The organism is Synechococcus sp. BDU 130192, assembly GCF_963876085.1.
Lineage (GTDB): Bacteria > Cyanobacteriota > Cyanobacteriia > Cyanobacteriales > MRBY01 > MRBY01.
The window spans coordinates 91,427-110,523 of the sequence record NZ_CAWNNO010000033.1 but is presented as its reverse complement, the minus strand read 5'-3'; the positions used below and the strand labels follow the sequence as shown (position 1 = coordinate 110,523).

The following is a 19,097-nucleotide window of genomic DNA, read 5'->3' as shown; positions in this document are numbered from 1 at the left end:
TGTTTCTAGTCGAGAGACCAGCGGCAAAGGAATCTTTGGAGCCAAATAAAACAGAGGTCAATGAGGAGGCCAATTAGGCCAATCACGATTAAGCCAGCGAAAATTTGGTCAGTATTTAAAAATCTTTGGGCAACACTAATGCGCCGACCTAACCCTTCTGTGGCGGCGACTAATTCTGAGACAATTACCAGGTTCCAGGAGGCAGCAATATTCACCCGGCCAGCATCAATAATTTTGGGCAAAATGTAGGGAAAGATCACTTTAATCACGATTTGGGGCCGATTCCCCCCCAGGGTATAGGTCGCCTCGATCAGTTCTTTGGGGACAAATTTTACGGCATCCATAATCATCAAGGTATTGAAGAAGAGGGTGCCAATAAAAATTAGTAAAACCTTGGGAATTTCCCCCACGCCGAAATATAAAATCAACAAGGGAATAAAGGCTGGGGCAGGCATATAGCGGACAATACCAATGATCGGCTCGCACAACGCCCGGATACTGGCAAAGGCCCCCATCAAAATGCCCAAGGGGATGGAAATGATGACCGCGAGGCTAAAGCCTGCCAGTACCCGCAAAACGCTGTAAATAATGTCTTTTTGCAGGTCACCGCTGGCCCATAAATTGGCGATCGCCTCCCAGACAGCCATAGGAGTCGGTAAAAAGAGGGGTTTAACCCATCCCTGACTAGAGATAACCCCCCACAGAATCAAAGGCAACAGAATCGAGGCGGACATCAACAGCCAACGTAACTTTGGGGGAATCCCAGAGGTGATATCCCAAAATAAAGAGGGCTTGAGCATCCGGAAAGAGGGTTTAATAACGGGCGCTTTAGTCATGGCGATCGCCAAAATAATGGATTTAAAAAATCCCCCGGAGTAAGAAGACCGAGGGGTGCAAAAAGCTACTGTTTTTCTGCGTAGGCTTTCACGAAAGAAGGATCAAATAAACCGCTGAGATCCGCTGGCGCCGCAATTAACCCCGCATCCACCAAGAAAGTATTAATTTCCTGGGCGGCGTAGTTCAGGGAAACCATACTTTCTTCTGTAGAATCAAAGGCCGTTAGGTTATCTTCAAGGCTAAAAATTGTCGTTCCCGCATCGTATTCTTTGTATTCTTCGACGGAAACATTGGCCCGTGTCGCCATAATTTCCAGGGCTTCCTCTGGGTTTTCTTCAATAAAATCCAGTACCGCAAACCAGGTATCCACTAACCCTTGAACCGCTTCAGGGTTATTTTGAATTAACTCGCGACTGACCACCAAATGATCCGGAATCGCCCCCGGAAAATCCGCCGAAGAAATGAGCGTTTTACTGCCTTCTCGCTCTAAAGCCTGGGTCGTAAAAGGGGCAAAGGCTCCCACTGCATCCACCTGGCCAGCAACAAATGCAGCGGCAGCGGCCCCCGTTTCTAGGGGTTTGATAATCACATCATCGGGGCCAAGACCAGCTTCCTGGAGTGCCAGCAATAACAAAAAGTGATCGACGGTGCCCTCTTCAATGGCGATGGTTTTTCCCTGTAAATCCTCAATACTATTAATGCCTTCGCTGACAATAATTTGATCATTCCCTGTGGAGTTATCATTCACCAGAACAATCACTTGTTCAGAACCCGCTGCCACTGAACTAATCGTGTCATTCAGGGTTTGGGTATTTGCGTCTAGCTGTCCCGCCGCAAAAGCATTAATTGAATCTAAATAACCATCAAACCAAGTCAGGTTTACATCAACGCCATTCGCTTCAAATAGGCCTTTTTCTGCGGCAATTTGCCAAGGAAACCAACCGGGCCACGCGCTAAAACCAAGGGTAATTGTTTCTGTTTCCGCTGTTGGGGTTTCCGGAGTTTCACCTGTTGTTGTGGGCGGTGTACTTTGGCAGCCGACGGTCAGGGCAAGACCCGCACAAAATAGCGCCGGTCGGATCAGAAGACTAGGCAGTTTTAGCATAGGAAAATGACAAGAATAAACGCAAGGGATCAATTAAAAGGCGATCGCACCTTGCCTGTTGTTTATCCTGTTTTCAGACAAATTATGCTGTAACTTTCATTACATCTTCTCGATGACAACTTTTTTTAACCCAGTCGTACCAAGTTTCTAAACCTTCCCCAGTCTGGGCAGAAACGGGGATAATCGTCGCGTGGGAATTCATTTGGCGGACATGATCAATAATCCGTTGGACATTAATGTTTAGATAAGGAACCAGGTCAATTTTTGTAACCAATAAACAGTCCGCTTCTTGGAACATAACGGGATATTTGAGGGGTTTATCTTCTCCTTCCGTCACACTAAGGAGGGCAATTTTGGCATGTTCACCCACTTCAAATTCGGCGGGACAAACGAGATTGCCCACATTTTCCACAAGCAACAAATCAAAGTTATTGGGGTTATATTCCTGTTCGAGGCGGTGTAGTCCCCCAGAGACCATCTTGGCATCTAGATGGCAGGAACGCCCGGTATTAATGGGAATCACAGGCACGCCGTATTGACGGAGGCGATCGGCATCGAGTTCTGTGGTCATATCCCCTTCGATGACGGCCATTTTGAGGTCATCTCTTAGGGCGGCCAGGGTTTTTTCGAGTAAAACAGTTTTGCCAGCACCGGGACTACTCATCACATTGAGGCAGGTCAGGCCCCAGGCATCAAAATGTTCACGGTTGTGGTCGGCGAGGTCTTGGTTGGCATGGAGGAGATTGACCCCCAGGGCAGCGTCAAAGGTCTGGTGCATGGTGGTTGGTTCCTAGGAATGGAGAGTTAAGGGAGCGTATTCAATGCGGTCGATTTTTAGCTCACGACCGGAGCGGATATCATCCATAGGCTGATGACAGTCTGGGCAAGAATATTGCAAACCAATGTTGGGGGCATATTCTTGTTGGCAGGTGTGGCAGTAGGCAATCAGGGGCGTTTCTTGGATCACCAGGGCTACCCCATCGAGAAACGTGCCTTGGGTTTGGGCGGCAAAGGTGAACTCTAAGCTGACGGGTTCAACGCAGGTGAATTGCCCCACGATGAGGTGGACTTTTTCGATCTTGACGGGTTCGGGATGGCTCTCCTGCCAATCTTTAATGGTCAAGATGAGTGCCTTGGTCATGTCCACTTCATGCATCGCCAGAGGCTCCGGATTGAGGGCTACTTTCGTCCACAATACAACAGGAATTGGGACAGAAATGTTTAGTTTATTGTTGACTGGAGGAATGGATGAATGCTCATGCGGGGTTGTCCATGAGGGCTTGAATTTGGGCGATCGCCTCTGGGATATCTTTCGCGACCCAAAACCGACCGGGGGCAAGTTCCGTAAAAAAGGCTTGGGTGGCCGGGCTGGGTTGCCAGAGAATGACGGGTTTGTGGTTTTTCAGGGCGAGGGCAATTTCTGAGACGGTGCCCAAACCGCTGCCCACTGCCACCACCACATCGGCACTGAGAACATTGACGTTATTGCGCCCATGTCCTAAATCCGTACAGATGGCAATGTCGATACTGTCGGCTAAACCTTGGTGATCCTTCCCGGGCAAAATGCCCACCGTTAACCCCCCAGCTACTTTTGCTCCCTGACTAGCAGCGGCCATCACCCCAGCCGCCCTGCCCCCGGTGAGCAGCACCCACCCTGCTTCGGCGATCGCCTTTCCCAGATCGTAAGCGGCGGTTAAATTTTCTGGAGTAGCGCCGCCCCCCGGCCCCATCACCCCGATGATCGTTTTGCGCATTGTTAATCTAGTTCCCGGCGACCTTCTAAGGCCCTAGCCAAAGTGACTTCATCGGCATATTCCAAATCACCGCCCATGGGCAAGCCAAAGGCAATGCGGGTGACTCTAGTAAAGGGTCGCAGCAGTTGCGCCAGGTACAACGTCGTCGTTTCCCCTTCCACGCTGGGATTGATCGCTAAAATCACTTCCTTGGTTTTCTCGGCGCTTACCCGTTGTACTAGGGCCTGGATTGTCAGTTGCTCCGGGCCAATGCCATCCATCGGCGAAATTACGCCCCCCAGGACGTGATATTTTCCCCGATATTCCCGGGTTTTTTCGAGGGCGATCACATCCCTGGAATCCGCCACCACACAAATTACGTCCGGCTCCCGTTGGGGATTGCGGCAAATATCACAAACCGAAGTGGCCGACAGATGGAAACATTTTTGGCAAACGCCCACCTGTTTTTTCGCGTTCAATAGTGCCTGGGCAAAGGCTTCCACATCCTTTTCCGGACGCTTGATAACGTATAGGGCAAGGCGTTGGGCGGTTTTCGGGCCAATACCGGGTAAGCGCTGGAACTGTTCGATCAAGCGGGCGAGGGGGGGCGTATAAATGGCAGGTTCCTCCAGGGACGGTCAAATTCTCCGAACCCTATTTTAAAAGGCGATCGCCTCAGCCTTAATAGTGGGTGCCTGATTTCCGGTGGTGGACGGCGGTCATGCCGTTATTTTGCAGCACTTGCCCCTTGTCGGTGGTCGCATAGATCACCCAATGGTCACCACATTCGAGCCGATTCGCCACAGTACATTCGAGATAAGCCAGGGCATCGGTGAGGATTTGACAGCCATTGTCCGCCGTTTCCGTTGCCACCCCAGCAAAACGATCTTCCCCAGGGGCAAAGGGTTTGAGGAAATGTTTCATCAGCCCTAAATGGTTCCCCTCCTGGAGGACATTAATCACAAAATTGGTACCTTTATGTAATAAAGATTCGATCGCCCGTTCCTTGGCCACAGCTACCGTAAAGCCAGGGGGATTGAATGTTGCTTGGGAAACCCAGGAAGCCAGCATTGCCCCGGAAAGGTTGTCCTGTTGGGTTGTAACGATACAGAGAGAACCGACAATCCGGCCCAGGGCTTGTTCCAGGTTGTCCGATTGGGATGTGGAAGCGACATTTTGTTTGGGTTGCCGCCGTTTAGCCGCTTTTTTAATCGCCTGGGCAAAGTCTGTCCCTGTTTCTTCGCAGGTTTTCAGGGTCACTGCCGTAGGTTTAAATTTGACGCGGATTGGCTCGAAGCCCATTTGGTAGCCCGCATCTTTAAATTTGCCTTCGAGGAGATCGATCGCCTCACCACTCCAACCGAAGGAACCAAAGACCCCAGCCAGTTTATTTTTATCGGCATTATTCAGGACAATTCCTAGGGCCGTTTGGATCTGGGTCGGGGCATGGCCGCCGAGGGTCGGGGAACCCATCACAAAGCCACTGCACCGGGAAATGGCCCCTTTAATTTCCTCTGGGTCAGCATGTTCGGCGTTAAAGGTTTCGACCATCACCCCCGCTTTGGAAATGCCATGGGCGATCGCCTGGGCGACAGTAGCCGTATTCCCATAGGCAGAGGCATAGATGAGGGCCACGGACAGTTCGTTTTTCTGTTTTTCGATCCAGTGGCGGTAGTTATTAAACAGTTCCTGGCGACTGTAGCGGATTAAGGGGCCGTGACCAGGGGCATAGATTTTCGCAGGGATATCTTCGATTTTGCTTAAACCAGCCAGGGTTTGGCGGATGGAACTAGCCATCACACAGTCGAAATAATAGCGGCGGTCTTCGTCGTAAAATTGCCAGCCTTCATCGAAAACTTGATTGCCGCAAACGTGGGCGCCAAAAAATTTATCCGTAAAGAGAATTTCCTCTTGGGGGTCGTAGGTGCAGAGGTGACCGGGAAAACGGGGAGTCGGCGTCGGGATAAATTCTAAAATGTGACCCTTGCCCAAATCGAGGGTGTCACCACTTTTAACGATCTGCACTTTGGGGGTTTCATCCTTGAGTAAATCCTTAAGGGCGATCGCCGCTGGGTTAGAACAAACCAACGTCACCTGGGGCGCAAGTTTGAGCAGTGCCTTGAGGGTAAAACAGCGGTTGGGGTTGGTATGGCCGAGGACGATGTAATCCAGTTGGCTTAGGTCTGTGCGGTTTTGGATTTCTGTTAAAAATAGCTCGGAAAAAGATTCCCCAGGGGGATCAAGCAATGCCGTTTTTTCCCCAGTGATCAGGTAGCTATTGGCCGTTGTCCCCTTTTGTAGGCCGTACTCAATCTCGAACTTGAGGCGATCCCAGGTGCGCGATCGCAGCAGCAGAACGTCATCACTCACCAAATAGGGTTGGATATCTCTGGGGGGTGTTGCAACGGCCATAAAATTTTGGGGATCAAAATGTGCTTCAAATCCCAGTATCGCAAACTTCGGCGGGCGATCGCTATTCAAAAACAATGTGTAAAATTTATCGCCCCAATTGGCAAACTCAATGCCCCAATCCCTTAATTTGCTGTGAGATAGGCGGCAATGGTACGTTCAATCATCGCTAACAATTCCGCCTGGGTCGCGCCATAGGCCAAATGGGCGGCGATCGCCAATCCCCCCGCACCGACTCCTTCTTTGACGTAACCCTGTTCGTAGGATTGCAGTTGTGAATATTGAGAAGTTTGAAAACTGAGTTGCGTCGCTAATAAAGGCACTTCACCAATTAACTCGGCCAAACCCACCGTGTCCCCCGTCGGATCTTCTGCGACCCAGCGTGTCGTTCCCACTGCAAGATTTGCAGGGTTAAAATCAAGCTGATGAAACTCACAAATCCGTTCCATCAAGGCATACACCGCTAACATTTGTGTTCCCCCTGCGAGCAAAACTCCTTGAGTCCTGCTTAAGGCGATCGCCATGCCAGCGACGAAAATCTGCATCGGATCGCCCACTGCGGCCACCACTGCAAAAGGATCAGGGTTCGGGTTTAAATTCGCTTTTTTTAAACCTGTTTGCACAATTTGCCACTTTAAATCGTGGTTACATTCGATATAACTGCTATTCACTTTCTGGTTGGCGTCATACCCTAAACCGGTCAGAACGCCGAGGGCTGTCGTTGTGCCTGCGACTACACATTCTCCTAACACGAATAAATGATTTGGATATTGGGTTGCTAGTTTTTTGCCCCAGGTTAAACCTTGCTCGAAAAGTTTGTTCACCGTTGAAAATTCGAGGGTCTTTCCTGTCGAAACACACCTTGCTTTTTGACCACCAACATCAATACAATCCACGGTATTTTTGTCTGGTTTAAGCCATAATCCTGTGTCAAATAAATAGGCAGGAATTTGATAATACTGCAAAATAGCACGGGATAAAATCGCCGGCGACGCCCCGACAATTAACGGCGGCAGGGGATAAATTGCCTGTTCTCGGAAACCATGACAAATACATTCGGCATCGGCGATCGCCGTATATTTGCGCGCCTCTGGGGTGGCCCCGGCAGCGGAAATGTTCGGAATTAAAGCCGTATCTGTAAAGCCCAAGCCACAGGCGAAAACGACCGATTTTTGCTGGTGGTTACTGAGCCAAGCCTGGCCCTGGGTCTGTTGTGTATAAATGCGGATCATGTTGCCTTTTCTTGCCCTCAGTCTAGCCAGAACGATATTTCCCTCCTAAAAAAATTAGGAGAATCGCAATGATCCCCCTAATCTTCCTACTTATTCGTGATATTTCCGAACATCAAGATTCAATAACCAAGACAGAAATTCTTTAGCGGAAACGCTTCTTCCGACGGGCCACAGCCTTACGCTTACGCTTCTCGATGGGCGTTTCAAAGTGACGACGACGTTTGATATCAGCAAAAATACCAGCTTTAGAAACTTGACGCTTAAAGCGACGTAATGCAGATTCGATATTTTCGTTTTGTCCAACAACCACTTGGGTCATAGGGTATCCTCCTTTGTTGGTGATGTTATTAATTGAAATGAATGGAGCCGGGCAAATGATTTTTTACATCATTTCCTCGAAAAACATTTGGCAAACTGCCAGATATACGATCTTAGGATCTTTTTGGGGGGAGTTGCAAGGTTTATCCGGTGAGGCATTCAGAAAAATGAGCTTAATCGAAAGCCACTTAAGGAAAGTCAACACCGGATCAAAACACGGTAATCAGTGTCGTTTTTTCGAGGTTTATCAGCCAATAAAGCTGATTCTTTAATTAAAGTCCCGTACACCACCTCCAAAGGGGGTATTCAAAAGGCTCGTGAATCTTGATGGGAAAAAATATTTCACTCAGACTGCTAACAATACCAAAAAACCGGCAATTAAACCACTCAACATAATGCTGCCACACCAATAGGCGAGTTTGGGATTCCCAATCGTCCGGGTGAAGCCTACTTTGACAAGGGTATTGGCTGTTACGGCTAACCAAATGCCGTACATGGCAACTTTTTCGGGTAGATCATCTTGTACCGCGTTGGCGAGGGATAAACTCACGGCATCGACATCGGCAAAGCCAGAGAGGGCAGAGAGGAGATAAATACCTTGTTCGCCAAATTCTTCCTGGGCCCACCGCACCAACAGCGACAAGATCACCAGGAGGGCGGTGTATTGGAGTGCAGAACCCAGTTCAACGGGATTATTCACGCTCACTTCGGCGGGGGGTCTGTCCTGGGGTTGGGTTTTCCAACGGGCGATCGCCACTGCGGCAATCACAGGAATCAAACCCAAAATTAATAAAGGAGCCGCTAACTTGTAGGCCAGAGTTTGGCTGACCACAGCAATCACCAACAACAAACGAGGAGCCATAATGCCATTGGCGAGGACAATGCCAGCCGCAAGGGAAATGGTTTCGCTGGGTTGTTGTTTGGCCATGCGAGAAAAGGAAACCGTCAAGGCAGTGGAGGAAGCAATCCCCCCAAAAAAGCCCGTTAACATCAGCCCGACTTGACTACCTAAAATGCGAATCGCAAAGTAACCGATGTAGGAAATCCCCGCAATCAAGAGCACCAGCCAACCGATCGCCCGTGGATTGAGAGCATTCCAAGGTCCCATGGCTTGGTTGGGCAGAAGGGGTAACACGACCACCGCAATCAGCAGTAGTTGGAGGGTTGCAATTAATTCCTGGCGCTGGAGCCAATTGAGGGTTTTTGTGAGTTCCGGTTTTGCCCCCAGGATCCAGGCCACCACCACCGCCACGGCGATCGCCTCTTGGGTAAAGCCACTCAAGGCCAAGGCTCCCAGACAAAAGGTGATCATTAAGGCCAATTCTGTCGTGCTGCCATAATCACCGGATTTTTTCGCGGTTAAAACATAGGAGGTGGCCACCAAACCCGCTAAACCGAGGAAAATGCCGACAAGAATACCAAATCCCCAACTTTGCGCCAGTAAAGCGGCAATTCCCCCCAGTAAGCCACAAATTGAAAAATTGCGGAGGCCGCTATCGCCGTAACCCTCATCGTCGGCCCGGTTGCGCCAGCCCCGTTCTAGGCCAATAATCACCCCCAAGGCTAAGGCGATCGCCAACTCGACAATCACATCTAAATTCATCGCATTCCTCAAATTTTCAACCTTAGCTTACCCACATTTAGGGGTCACAAAAATTTAAAAAACGCCTGAAACAGCCGCCAATTTCGGTTAGCATAGCTCGTAATCTCGCCGCAATTTCTCGCAATTTTCAGCGAATTTCGGAGTATGACAACGCCAGATTATTACAAAGTGCTCAACATTTCTCCGAAGGCCACCCAGCAGGAGATCAAAAACGCCTATCGTCGCCTCGCGAAGCAATACCACCCAGACACCTGCGATAAAAGTCAAACTGCCAACGGCGATCGCATTGTGGCCCTGAACCATGCCTACGAAATCTTGGGGGATGCCCACCAGCGCAAGCAGTATGATCTCAGTCGGGATGCGGCAAACTATCGCGGAATTCGCTCGGCCCAGGGGACAACGGTGCGCCCCCGCCAAACCATGGAAACGGATTTAGATGTTTGGTTACAGCACATTTATCGACCGTTAAACCAGGCAATTTTAAAGATTATTAAGCCCCTAGAAGCTCAAATTGATGAGTTGGCAGCCGACCCTTTTGATGATGATCTGATGGCAACGTTCCAAACCTATTTAGAAGATTGCCAAGCCATTTTAGACCAGGCCCAAAAATTATTTCAATCGTTGCCAAATCCAGCTAATGTGGCGCGGGCCGCACGGGATTTATATTATTGCTTAAATCATCTGGGTGACGGGCTAGAGCAATTGGAATGGTTTACCCTCAATTACAATGAAGAATACCTCCACAGTGGCCAGGAAATGTTTCGCCGTGCCGACCAGTTTTCTTGGCAGGCCCAGGAGGCGATCGCTCAATTATAAGAAATCAATCTAAGCGAAGCTTGAAAATTATAAAAATATAATTTTGCCGTAATTGGCTATTGAGTAAAATCTAACAGTCAAGCTATTAAACCCAGAGGAAAAAGCATTAAAGTGAATTGGCAGGTTTTAGCAACACCAGAGGTGCCGGACTCTTTTATTCGGCGGGTCGAAATCCTGACCGATGGCAAAGGCGATCGCCATTTAGCCCAACTCCTGTGGCAAAGGGGCTTTAATGATGAAAATACCTTGGCTGGCTTCCTTAACCCAGAGGCTTACGCGCCAACTTCTGCCTTTGCCTTTGGCCAAGAAATGAAACGGGCGATTCACCGCTTGATACAAGCGAAAGAACGGGGCGAAAAGATCGCAATCTGGGGAGATTTTGATGCCGATGGCGTCACCGCAACAAGTGTTTTATGGGAAGGATTAGGACAATTTTTTTCCCAAGAAACCCAATTAACCTATTACATTCCTAATCGTTTAACGGAATCCCACGGCTTAAATAATCCAGGCATTGACCGCCTGAAAACTTGGGGCGCAAGTTTAATTATTACCTGCGATACCGGCAGCACAAACCTCACAGAAATTGCCTACGCCAAGAGCCTTGATATTGACCTAATTATTACTGATCACCACACTTTACCAGAAACCAGACCCGACGTTTTATCGATTATTAATCCCCGTTATTTTGCTGAAAATCATCCCCTATTTCATCTGTCTGGGGTTGCCGTGGCCTATAAATTAGTTGAGGCCTTATCAGAAACTCTACCGGATCCGACGAGGCCGCCGGTTACTGATCTTTTAGACCTCGTGGCGATTGGTTTAATTGCAGATTTAGTGGCCCTCAAAGGAGATTGTCGCTATCTGGCCCAGGTGGGGATCCAAGCCCTGCAAAAACAAACAAACCCGAAAACTGTCGTCCATCCAGGCATTAAAGCGCTCCTCGACAATTGCCATAAAACCGGCGATCGCCCGACCGATATTTCCTTTGGCATTGGGCCACGGATTAATGCCGTGAGTCGTATCTATGGGGATGCTAGTTTTTGTGTGGAACTGCTCACCAGTCGTGAACGGGGCCGCTGCGGTTACCTCGCCCAACAGACAGAACTCGCCAATGCCCGTCGTAAAGAGATTCAACAAAAGGTCGTCCAGCAGGCCAAGGCCCAGATCGAAACCCTAGATTTATCGACCACGAGCGTTTTAGTGCTGTGTGATGCCCAGTGGCAGGGGGGCGTGCTGGGATTGGTAGCCAGCCAAATTGCCCAAACCTTTGGCCGCCCGACCATTCTTTTAACCTACGACTCAGAGCAAGACCTCTGGAAAGGATCCGCCCGTTCCGCCCACGGCATCGATTTGTATGATTTGGTGCAAGCCCAAAGTCACCTGTTGCATCGCTTTGGCGGGCATCCCTTTGCGGCGGGTTTGAGTATACGGCCCGAAAATTTGGCGATGTTTAAAACAGCCATTAATCAACAGGCCCGGCAACAGTGGGGGAGTTCCATTGAAACGAATCAGGGAGAAATCACCGTTGATCTTGTGGTGGCGATCGCCGACCTGGGGGAATCATTATTTCAATCTTTAGAATGCCTAGAACCCTTTGGGATGGGGAATCCCAAACCAAAACTATTGATCAAAGACTGTGGTCTGACGGTGACTGGATTTAGCAAATTGCGGGACAAATTTAATCGCAAACTGAATTATTTCAAGACAAACTTTGAGCTTTGGGATGAAACGGATCAAATTAGTGGCATTTGGTGGGGCGGCCATCCCGACGATTTGACCCAGGGGGCGGGGCTGGACGTGGTGGTTGAGCTAGACCGCAAAGAGGCCCAGGCCCAGGATCAATATTTTGTGCGTCTCTTGGCTGTAGCGCCGACCGCAAAGATCACCGCCGAATCGGCTCCACAAACATTACTCGACTTTCGGCATCAGTCTCTCCCCCAGGAAGCTTTGGATCAGTATGTGTTGCAAAGGGATTGCCCTGTCACTTGGCAGGAACTTTATGGGAATTATCAACAGGCGATCGCCACGGGGAAACCCCTGGCCCTCCACTATGCTTCCCCAACTTCCCGTACTCCGGAACAGTGTTTTAAAACTTTGATTGGCATTGCAAAATATGTACTGGCCCAGGATCAAACGGTTTCCCTGGCTGACCTGAAAGCAAAACTCCATTGCGGCGATCGCCCCTTAGATTTCGGTCTAAAGGCTTTAAAGAATGTCGGCTTTGTCGCTGAAATTCAAGGGGAACAAGTGCGTTTTCAGCAGACGACCGTTACTCCTGATCCAGAAGCCTTTGCCCAATTTAAACAGGCAATCCTCGAAGAGCAATTTCAAAGGCAGTATTTTGCCCAGGCTCCCCTCGCCGTTATCCAAGCCACCCTCGAAAAAATTCCGGTCTAAATCACAAGGCTTACTCCGGCGCAGTCTGTAGCTGTTGGTAGAAAGTTTGGGCTTGGTCAAAATTTGGGGCGATCGCCAGGGCTTGATTCACCTGAGCCAACGCCTGGGTTGAGTCCCCTTGGCGACTATAAATAATGCCCAGGTTGTAATGGGCGAGGGCATGGATACTTGCAGGTTCCTCCGGGTGATCTGGCAATGACAACACCGTCTGCAACAACGCTTCTGCGTCGTCTAACTGGCCCATACTGATATAGATCAAGCTCAAATTGATGTAGGGATCAACAAAATTCGGATCAACGGCGATCGCCCTTTGGTAGGCGGCGATCGCTTGGTCAAAATCAGCCAGTTCATGGAACTCAACCCCCGACTGATAAGCTGCTTTCCCCGCGGCAGTTGGGGGCAACTCCAAACTCTGGGCTAAGGGCGGTACTACCTCTGAAACGACGGGAAATTGGGGTTCTGAAACCATTGCAAATACAACATTCAACATAAATTTTTCGACGACCCATTAGATATCGGCAACTATGGCCACTCCTCTAGCTTAACGATGCAGTACCTACAGAACGAATAGTAAAGAAACTTTACAAAAGCAGTTTTTAGGAGGGCAACCTTGGCAAATATGAAAAGAAAATGAGATAATCTGGCTACGATCTTTTCATAATTGTTTCATGATTCGGATAAACTTACCGCGGCAAACCCTTGGCCTCGTCGGTATTGTCTGCGGCATTTGGTTAGTAGGTTGTACCCAGCAAGCGGCTCCGCCAGTCGATAGTGATGTTTCGACCAATAACGAAACAACGGTTAGTAATACAGACGGGCGCAAAAAAGTCTTAACCACATTCACCGTGATTGCCGACATCGCCCAGAATGTGGCGGGTGATAAATTAATCGTTGAATCCATCACCAGAATTGGGGCCGAGATCCACGGCTACGAACCCACCCCCAGTGATCTCGTGCGGGCCCAGGATGCGGATTTATTGCTCTATAACGGCATGAATTTAGAACGGTGGTTTGAGCAATTTTTAGGCAATCTCAACGATGTCCCCGCCGTCATTGTGACCGAAGGCATTGAACCGATTCCCATCGCCGAAGGCCCCTACACCGACAAGCCCAATCCCCACGCTTGGATGTCGCCAAAAAATGCCCTGGTTTATGTCGAAAATATCCGTCAAGCGTTTGTGGCACTCGATCCAGACAATGCGGCAACCTATAACGCCAATGCTGCCGCCTATAGTGCTGAACTAGAGGCGATCGCCGCCGAATTTGAAGCCGATCTCAACCTTGTTCCCGCAGCACAGCGGTTCCTCGTCAGTTGTGAAGGCGCATTTTCTTACCTGGCCCAGGATTATGGCCTCGAAGAAATCTACATTTGGCCCATCAACGCCGAACAACAATTTACCCCCAAGCAAGTCCAGAGCGTTATTACCCAAGTTGAAGCTAACGATGTCCCCACCATCTTTTGTGAGAGTACCGTCAGCGACGAAGGCCAAAAAGAAGTGGCTAAGGCGACGGGCGCCCGCTTTGGGGGGAACCTTTATGTTGATTCCCTCTCAACCCCCGATGGCCCAGTGCCAACATTTTTAGATCTCCTCGAATATGATGTGCGGACGATCGCCAATGGCCTCCTCGCGGGAACAGCCCAGTAGGAGAAAACCCGCTCTAATCAGACTTTCCTAAACCCACTACCCCGGTAAAATGCGATGACTTACCCAATCCCAGAAATCGCCGTTGAAAATATCAGCGTCACCTACAGCAACACCCGCCTCGCCCTTTACAACACCAGTTGTCACGTCAAACCAGGCACCATCACTGCCCTGGTTGGCCCCAATGGTTGTGGCAAATCAACCCTGTTTAAATCGATTATGGGGTTTTTGAAACCGACCCAGGGGCGTGTCACGATTGCGGGTCAGTCGGTGCAGCAGGCCCAGAAAAAACAACTGATGGCCTATGTTCCCCAAGCCGATGAAGTGGATTGGAACTTTCCCGTGAGCGTGTTTGATGTGGTGATGATGGGTCGCTATGGCTATATGAATCTGCTGCGGATTCCCAGTCAAAAAGACCGTCGTTTAGTGATGGAAAGTCTAGAGCGGGTAGATCTGGTGGAATTCCGTCACCGTCAAATTGGCGAACTCTCCGGCGGCCAAAAAAAACGGGCTTTCCTCGCGCGGGCCTTGGCCCAGGAAGGCAAAATTATTTTGCTTGATGAACCCTTTACGGGAGTTGATATCAAAACAGAAAAAAGCATCATCGATCTGTTGGTGCAGTTGCGGGATGAGGGGCACACGATTTTAATCTCGACCCACGATCTTGCTTCGATCTCAACGTTCTGCGATCGCACTATCTTACTGAATCGCACCGTCCTCGCCGAAGGTTATACCGCCGATACCTTCACAGAGGAAAACCTCGTGATGACCTTTGGGGGGTTACCCGTCGCTAGTCTTGAAAAATTATCCTCCCATTACCAACAGCAGCCCAACAGTTTAGAAGAAGTAGATCAATGAGCTTAGTGAATTGGATTATTGAACCCCTACAGTATGGATTTCTCGTCAAAGCCATTTGGGTAAGTGCCTTTGTCGGCCTCGTCTGTGCGGTGTTGTCCTGCTATATCACCCTCAAGGGTTGGTCACTGATGGGGGATGCTGTTTCCCATGCCGTCGTTCCAGGAGTCGTGGTGGCCTATGCCCTAAATATTCCCTTTGCCATTGGCGCCTTCATCTTTGGTTTTGGCGCAACTGTGGCCATTGGTTATGTAAAGTCAAAAACAAGGCTCAAAGAAGATGCTGTCATCGGGGTGATTTTCACGGGGTTCTTTGCCTCCGGCTTGGTCTTAATTACGAAAATCCCCAGTAATATCGATCTTTTCCATATTCTGTTTGGCAACGTTCTTGGGATCTCCAACAGTGATATTGTGCAAACCTTGATCGCCGGCACCCTAACCTTGGTAGTGATCCTCATTCAACGGAAGGATCTGTTACTCTTTTGCTTTGACCCAAATCACGCTAAAGCCATCGGCCTAAATACTCGACTGATGTATTACACGCTTTTGTCTGTGCTGGCGTTGACCATCGTGACGGCCCTGCAAACGGCAGGCATTATTCTCGTCATTGCGATGCTCGTGACCCCAGGCTCCATCGCCTATCTACTGACAGACCGCTTCGACCATATGCTGTGGATTTCCGCGGCGAGCAGCATTTTTTCCTGTGTTTTCGGCACCTATTTGAGCTATCACTTTGATGTTTCGACGGGGGGGGCGATCGTGGTTTTACTGACGCTTGTCTTTGTGTTGGCGATGTTTTTTGCGCCGAAATATGGCATTTTGAGCCAGGGCAAGTCCTCGATACCGCTGGAATCTTCGCCATAGGAAAGAATATTGCCAGCAGTTCATTGGCCTTGAGAAAGGGCGAGCCTCGCTGCCATTTAGATTAGATATGCAAAAAATCAAATATTTTAATGCGAGAAACGCATCATGCAGCAATTGCATCACTTAGGATGGAAAAAATAGCTAGGTGCAATTACTATGGCAACATTTTTGCCCAAATCTCCCCAGGCGATCGCCCCCATCATCGAACAACTAGACCGTGGGCAGGTCGTCGTGATCCATACCGACGTGGTGTATCTGCTCATTGCCAATGCCCTAAATCCCCAGGCGACCAATCAGATCCACGAACTCAAAGGCTGGGAGCCCCGCAAGCCCCTGACCCTTCTTTTAACGCCCCCAAAAGTACCTGAATACGGCATTCTCAGTGCTGAAGCCCAAACCCTCGTCAATCAATTTCCCTATCCCATTAGCGTCATTCTTCCCCACCGCAACAACTTGGCCGAAGGGGTAACTGCTGGTCATAGTGAGGTTTTTGTGTCCTGTCCTGACCAATTTATCTACGACCTCGCCGCCCAAGCTCCTTTTCCCATTGCCGCTGGCACCGCAAGTTTAGGGAGTGAGATGCGTGCAAATGATGCAAAAACCGCTGAAGCCTTTTTTGGGCAACAAGTTTCACTCATTATCGATGGCGGTAAGGCCAAGGAACGCATCCGTACTACCCTCATTGATTGTCACTTACCTTTACCGACCATTTTGAATTTTGGTCTGGTGTCCTTTGATGATTTGCGGGAAATTATTCCCCACATCGAATTGCCTTCTCACCTGCGGAAATAAAAGCTTGTCGTTCACAGTTGCTCATCATCACCCAACAGCTCTGAGCCAGAACTGCCCGTTAAAAACATGATATTTGCCCCTTTTAGTTTACGGCGGAGGTAGGTGTAGGGATTGCCATAATTCCCTTCCCAAGGGTTGACCCAAACTTCCGCTTCCAGGAGGGGAAAAATTCGCACCACTGTACGCGTTAATTCGTAGATATTATCGAATTTAAAATCTGGAAAGAGAATTTTTTCTCCTTTGCCCAAGAAACGCAGGGTGTCATATTGAGTAACGTGGAGTGCTTTGAGTTGGGGAATTTTGAGGGCGTAAACCTTGGGTTGGGGCAAGAATTGAAACCAAGGGCGGCCCCGCTTAAAGAGTTGAATTAAATAGGCTTCTAAATAAATAATTTGGTTCGCATCGGCATCTACTTTTAGATAGCGAGCGTAGGGCATCAGATAAAAGGGAAAAAAGATAAAAGTATAGATAAACAACCCCACAAGATAAACGGCATAGCGATAGCCCAAAAAATCAGAAATTGGCCATAAAATAATCGCGAGGGTTGGCACGAAGGCAAGGATTATCGCTGTGTTTTTATCAATGCCTTGTTTGAGCACGAGGTCAGAAGGACTGATGCTCTGGATTCTATAGACTCTTTTGTATAGGCCCATGGGAATTTATCTTTTGTGAGCGCCTGGCGAGGAAGAGTGGGAGAGTTGGCCCTGGCCTAGCCAAGGGAGATGCTTTTATCATACGCAGTTTTGATCGAGGAACCGATAGATCTGTCCGGTTCTGATTTTACCGAGCGAGATGATTAAGTAACGCTTGACGCATGGTATCGACAGGTACCGGTTGGCCGAGCCATTTTTCTAGGGCGATCGCCCCTTGCTGGACGAGCATCTCACTGCCGTCAATAATTGCTGCGCCCTGGGTCTGGGCTTGTTTAAGAAACTGGGTAGGAGAAGGTGTATAAATTAAATCGTAGGCGATCGCCCCTGGGGGAAGATTGGCCATCAATTCGTCACTGACTGGGGACGCATCGACCTTGGGAAACATGCCGATGGGGGTGGCATTGACCAGCAGTTGGGCCTGGGGAATTAGCCGTTGGCGATCGCCCCAAAGATGGGTTTGTACCTTGCCCGCCAGGGGCGTATTTTGCCAACTTTCGCTAAATTGCGCCAATTTTTCGGGATCACGCCCCAACACATGAATCTGCGGACAACCCAGTTGATGACAACCGACCACCACTGCCCGGGCTGCACCGCCATTGCCGAGGATCACCGGGGTCACGTTCGACCAGTCCCGTTCCAACGCCTGCAAAGGAGCCACAAAGCCCGCCACATCAGTATTTGTCCCCTGCCAACCCGTTGCCGTGCGCCAAACGGTATTCACCGCGCCCACCAGTTCAGCCTCCGGGGCGATCGCCTCTAGGTGCGCCATAATCGCCTGTTTGTGGGGAATGGTGATGCTAAATCCTTGGAGATCAATCGCCCAAAACCCATCCAGGGCCGCTTTTAGAGCCGCCGCCGCCACCGGGAACGCGAGATAAACATAATCCACTTCCAGTTCGGCGATCGCCGCATTCTGCATGATCGGCGAGAAGGAATGTTTAACCGGATCCCCAATCACACCGAGGAGTTTTGTTGTGCCAAGAATTTTCATGATTCACCTTAATTTTTAAAAGATTAGCTTTGTATTAAAAATCGTTCTGAAACGTGTTTAAAATTCCTGATTTATTCAGAAATTTTCGTTAAATCTAAATGGTAATGGTAAAGGGCTACAGGTTTATTTTGGGCCTGGAAAAAGTCTGGATCACTGGGAGACAAATAAATCGCAGTTACTTGATTGGCTGTAACATGATCGGAGTCAAGCTGTTGATAATCCGTCGTTGTTTCAACGCGATTCAGGTAGATTTGCTCGCTACTTTGAAATTGCTGTTGGGTGAGTTCACTACTGAAAAACTGGTCGGGTTTAGGTTGAGCTTGGGCGCGGCCTGTGACAGTGGAAATGAGGCGGCGATCGCCTTTTAAAATCGTTAACTGGCGGTTAGGATTCTGGGGATCGACTTCTACTTTTTGTACCGTTTTTTCGCCTAGATACGCCTGGGCGATTTCAGCACCATTAAATGCCCGGTCTGCCACAATCGCCGCCGCAGTCTGCCTCGGTAAAGATAAAGGTTTTACCAAAAAGTTCGTCTGGAGTTGAAACCGAACCCGAAACAGAAAAGGCTGACCAATTAATGTTTCGTTAGCGGCAAAGCCAGGTGTCACTAAATCCGGCGCGAGGGGAGCCACCTGGTCGATCAGGGTACTCGCGACCTGCCAGGTGCCCGCAAACCAATCAGGATAAATCAGATCTTCTCCAGTTTGCACCGGATTCAAGCTTGGTAGATCCTGCCACTGGGGATAACGCTCAAGGCGATCGCCTAGGGATTCAGCCCAAACCGGACTCCACCCCAAAAACCAAATCAATAAACCCAGAACAAGCACTTTTCCCCAAATCTTGACCATTG

The 19,097-nt window shown here is 49.4% G+C and carries 20 protein-coding genes; 6 read left to right on the top strand and 14 right to left on the bottom strand.

Going from position 1 to position 19,097, the window contains the following annotated elements; all coding sequences use genetic code 11:
- Positions 1-5: 5 nt before the first annotated feature.
- The 10 genes from AACT35_RS09110 to AACT35_RS09065 all read right to left on the bottom strand — a co-directional run bounded on the left by AACT35_RS09110 (position 6) and on the right by AACT35_RS09065 (position 9,237).
- Entirely contained in the window at positions 6-836 is an 831-nt protein-coding gene (locus AACT35_RS09110; protein ID WP_062434625.1) for an ABC transporter permease, read from the bottom strand.
- 65 nt (positions 837-901) lie between these two features.
- Complete coding sequence (locus AACT35_RS09105; RefSeq protein WP_099240669.1) at positions 902-1,942, bottom strand: ABC transporter substrate-binding protein; 1,041 nt, start codon at positions 1,940-1,942, stop codon at positions 902-904.
- 82 nt (positions 1,943-2,024) lie between these two features.
- Positions 2,025-2,720 (bottom strand): hydrogenase nickel incorporation protein HypB, encoded by a 696-nt coding sequence (gene hypB / locus AACT35_RS09100; protein ID WP_065710880.1) that lies wholly within the window; start codon positions 2,718-2,720, stop codon positions 2,025-2,027.
- A 12-nt stretch (positions 2,721-2,732) separates the two neighbouring features.
- Positions 2,733-3,098, bottom strand: coding sequence for a hydrogenase maturation nickel metallochaperone HypA (hypA, locus tag AACT35_RS09095; RefSeq protein ID WP_065716606.1), 366 nt, complete (start codon positions 3,096-3,098; stop codon positions 2,733-2,735).
- A 100-nt stretch (positions 3,099-3,198) separates the two neighbouring features.
- On the bottom strand, positions 3,199-3,696 hold the full coding sequence (locus tag AACT35_RS09090; protein WP_099240667.1) for a TIGR00725 family protein: 498 nt from the start codon (positions 3,694-3,696) through the stop codon (positions 3,199-3,201).
- A gap of 2 nt (positions 3,697-3,698) precedes the next feature.
- Entirely contained in the window at positions 3,699-4,307 is a 609-nt protein-coding gene (gene recR, locus AACT35_RS09085; protein ID WP_071884916.1) for a recombination mediator RecR, read from the bottom strand.
- 49 nt (positions 4,308-4,356) lie between these two features.
- The gene (locus tag AACT35_RS09080; protein WP_099240853.1) at positions 4,357-6,087 is read right to left on the bottom strand and encodes a diflavin flavoprotein; all 1,731 of its coding nucleotides are present in this window, start codon (positions 6,085-6,087) and stop codon (positions 4,357-4,359) included.
- Positions 6,088-6,209: 122 nt separating this feature from the next.
- Complete coding sequence (cobT, locus tag AACT35_RS09075; protein WP_099240665.1) at positions 6,210-7,316, bottom strand: nicotinate mononucleotide-dependent phosphoribosyltransferase CobT; 1,107 nt, start codon at positions 7,314-7,316, stop codon at positions 6,210-6,212.
- 142 nt (positions 7,317-7,458) lie between these two features.
- Positions 7,459-7,635, bottom strand: a complete 177-nt coding sequence (rpsU, locus tag AACT35_RS09070; protein ID WP_012307353.1) for a 30S ribosomal protein S21 — start codon at positions 7,633-7,635, stop codon at positions 7,459-7,461.
- Between the two features lie 345 nt (positions 7,636-7,980).
- Complete coding sequence (locus tag AACT35_RS09065) at positions 7,981-9,237, bottom strand: MgtC/SapB family protein (protein ID WP_062434607.1); 1,257 nt, start codon at positions 9,235-9,237, stop codon at positions 7,981-7,983.
- A gap of 144 nt (positions 9,238-9,381) precedes the next feature.
- Here AACT35_RS09065 and AACT35_RS09060 point away from each other — a divergent pair, with 144 nt between their 5' ends.
- Positions 9,382-10,053, top strand: coding sequence for a J domain-containing protein (locus tag AACT35_RS09060; protein ID WP_099240660.1), 672 nt, complete (start codon positions 9,382-9,384; stop codon positions 10,051-10,053).
- A gap of 111 nt (positions 10,054-10,164) precedes the next feature.
- Positions 10,165-12,450 (top strand): single-stranded-DNA-specific exonuclease RecJ, encoded by a 2,286-nt coding sequence (recJ, locus tag AACT35_RS09055; protein WP_099240657.1) that lies wholly within the window; start codon positions 10,165-10,167, stop codon positions 12,448-12,450.
- A gap of 10 nt (positions 12,451-12,460) precedes the next feature.
- Here the strand turns inward: recJ and AACT35_RS09050 are convergent, their stop codons facing one another.
- A complete protein-coding gene (locus AACT35_RS09050; RefSeq protein ID WP_158227978.1) occupies positions 12,461-12,919 on the bottom strand; it encodes a tetratricopeptide repeat protein in 459 nt (152 codons plus the stop codon).
- A gap of 199 nt (positions 12,920-13,118) precedes the next feature.
- Between AACT35_RS09050 and AACT35_RS09045 the strand changes: the two genes are divergently transcribed.
- From AACT35_RS09045 to AACT35_RS09030, 4 genes are all read left to right on the top strand, one after another.
- Positions 13,119-14,096, top strand: a complete 978-nt coding sequence (locus AACT35_RS09045; protein WP_099240651.1) for a metal ABC transporter substrate-binding protein — start codon at positions 13,119-13,121, stop codon at positions 14,094-14,096.
- 54 nt (positions 14,097-14,150) lie between these two features.
- Positions 14,151-14,951: a metal ABC transporter ATP-binding protein gene (locus AACT35_RS09040; protein ID WP_030007490.1), complete on the top strand. Its 801-nt coding sequence runs from the start codon at positions 14,151-14,153 to the stop codon at positions 14,949-14,951.
- A complete protein-coding gene (locus tag AACT35_RS09035; RefSeq protein WP_099240648.1) occupies positions 14,948-15,811 on the top strand; it encodes a metal ABC transporter permease in 864 nt (287 codons plus the stop codon). Before AACT35_RS09040 ends, AACT35_RS09035 begins: the two co-directional genes overlap by 4 nt.
- 156 nt (positions 15,812-15,967) lie before the next feature.
- The gene (locus AACT35_RS09030) at positions 15,968-16,603 is read left to right on the top strand and encodes an L-threonylcarbamoyladenylate synthase (protein WP_012307344.1); all 636 of its coding nucleotides are present in this window, start codon (positions 15,968-15,970) and stop codon (positions 16,601-16,603) included.
- 11 nt (positions 16,604-16,614) lie between these two features.
- Here AACT35_RS09030 and AACT35_RS09025 read toward each other — a convergent pair whose 3' ends face one another.
- The 3 genes from AACT35_RS09025 to AACT35_RS09015 form a co-directional block, all read right to left on the bottom strand.
- A complete protein-coding gene (locus tag AACT35_RS09025) occupies positions 16,615-17,202 on the bottom strand; it encodes a hypothetical protein (protein WP_339374605.1) in 588 nt (195 codons plus the stop codon).
- A 181-nt stretch (positions 17,203-17,383) separates the two neighbouring features.
- Positions 17,384-18,247 (bottom strand): shikimate dehydrogenase, encoded by an 864-nt coding sequence (locus AACT35_RS09020; protein WP_099240646.1) that lies wholly within the window; start codon positions 18,245-18,247, stop codon positions 17,384-17,386.
- Positions 18,248-18,318: 71 nt separating this feature from the next.
- A complete protein-coding gene (locus tag AACT35_RS09015; RefSeq protein ID WP_099240643.1) occupies positions 18,319-19,095 on the bottom strand; it encodes a DUF6816 family protein in 777 nt (258 codons plus the stop codon).
- Between the last annotated feature and the right edge of the window lie 2 nt (positions 19,096-19,097).

Excerpts from the sequence above, each read along its gene's own strand:
- AACT35_RS09110 (WP_062434625.1), bottom strand. The coding sequence starts at position 836 with ATGACTAAAGCGCCCGTTATTAAACCCTCTTTCCGGATGCTCAAGCCC.
- AACT35_RS09105 (WP_099240669.1), bottom strand. The coding sequence starts at position 1,942 with ATGCTAAAACTGCCTAGTCTTCTGATCCGACCGGCGCTATTTTGTGCG.
- hypB (WP_065710880.1), bottom strand. The coding sequence starts at position 2,720 with ATGCACCAGACCTTTGACGCTGCCCTGGGGGTCAATCTCCTCCATGCC.
- hypA (WP_065716606.1), bottom strand. The coding sequence starts at position 3,098 with ATGCATGAAGTGGACATGACCAAGGCACTCATCTTGACCATTAAAGAT.
- AACT35_RS09090 (WP_099240667.1), bottom strand. The coding sequence starts at position 3,696 with ATGCGCAAAACGATCATCGGGGTGATGGGGCCGGGGGGCGGCGCTACT.
- AACT35_RS09080 (WP_099240853.1), bottom strand. The coding sequence starts at position 6,087 with ATGGCCGTTGCAACACCCCCCAGAGATATCCAACCCTATTTGGTGAGT.
- cobT (WP_099240665.1), bottom strand. The coding sequence starts at position 7,316 with ATGATCCGCATTTATACACAACAGACCCAGGGCCAGGCTTGGCTCAGT.
- rpsU (WP_012307353.1), bottom strand. The coding sequence starts at position 7,635 with ATGACCCAAGTGGTTGTTGGACAAAACGAAAATATCGAATCTGCATTA.
- AACT35_RS09065 (WP_062434607.1), bottom strand. The coding sequence starts at position 9,237 with ATGAATTTAGATGTGATTGTCGAGTTGGCGATCGCCTTAGCCTTGGGG.
- AACT35_RS09060 (WP_099240660.1), top strand. The coding sequence starts at position 9,382 with ATGACAACGCCAGATTATTACAAAGTGCTCAACATTTCTCCGAAGGCC.
- AACT35_RS09050 (WP_158227978.1), bottom strand. The coding sequence starts at position 12,919 with ATGGTTTCAGAACCCCAATTTCCCGTCGTTTCAGAGGTAGTACCGCCC.
- AACT35_RS09045 (WP_099240651.1), top strand. The coding sequence starts at position 13,119 with ATGATTCGGATAAACTTACCGCGGCAAACCCTTGGCCTCGTCGGTATT.
- AACT35_RS09040 (WP_030007490.1), top strand. The coding sequence starts at position 14,151 with ATGACTTACCCAATCCCAGAAATCGCCGTTGAAAATATCAGCGTCACC.
- AACT35_RS09035 (WP_099240648.1), top strand. The coding sequence starts at position 14,948 with ATGAGCTTAGTGAATTGGATTATTGAACCCCTACAGTATGGATTTCTC.
- AACT35_RS09030 (WP_012307344.1), top strand. The coding sequence starts at position 15,968 with ATGGCAACATTTTTGCCCAAATCTCCCCAGGCGATCGCCCCCATCATC.
- AACT35_RS09020 (WP_099240646.1), bottom strand. The coding sequence starts at position 18,247 with ATGAAAATTCTTGGCACAACAAAACTCCTCGGTGTGATTGGGGATCCG.
- AACT35_RS09015 (WP_099240643.1), bottom strand. The coding sequence starts at position 19,095 with ATGGTCAAGATTTGGGGAAAAGTGCTTGTTCTGGGTTTATTGATTTGG.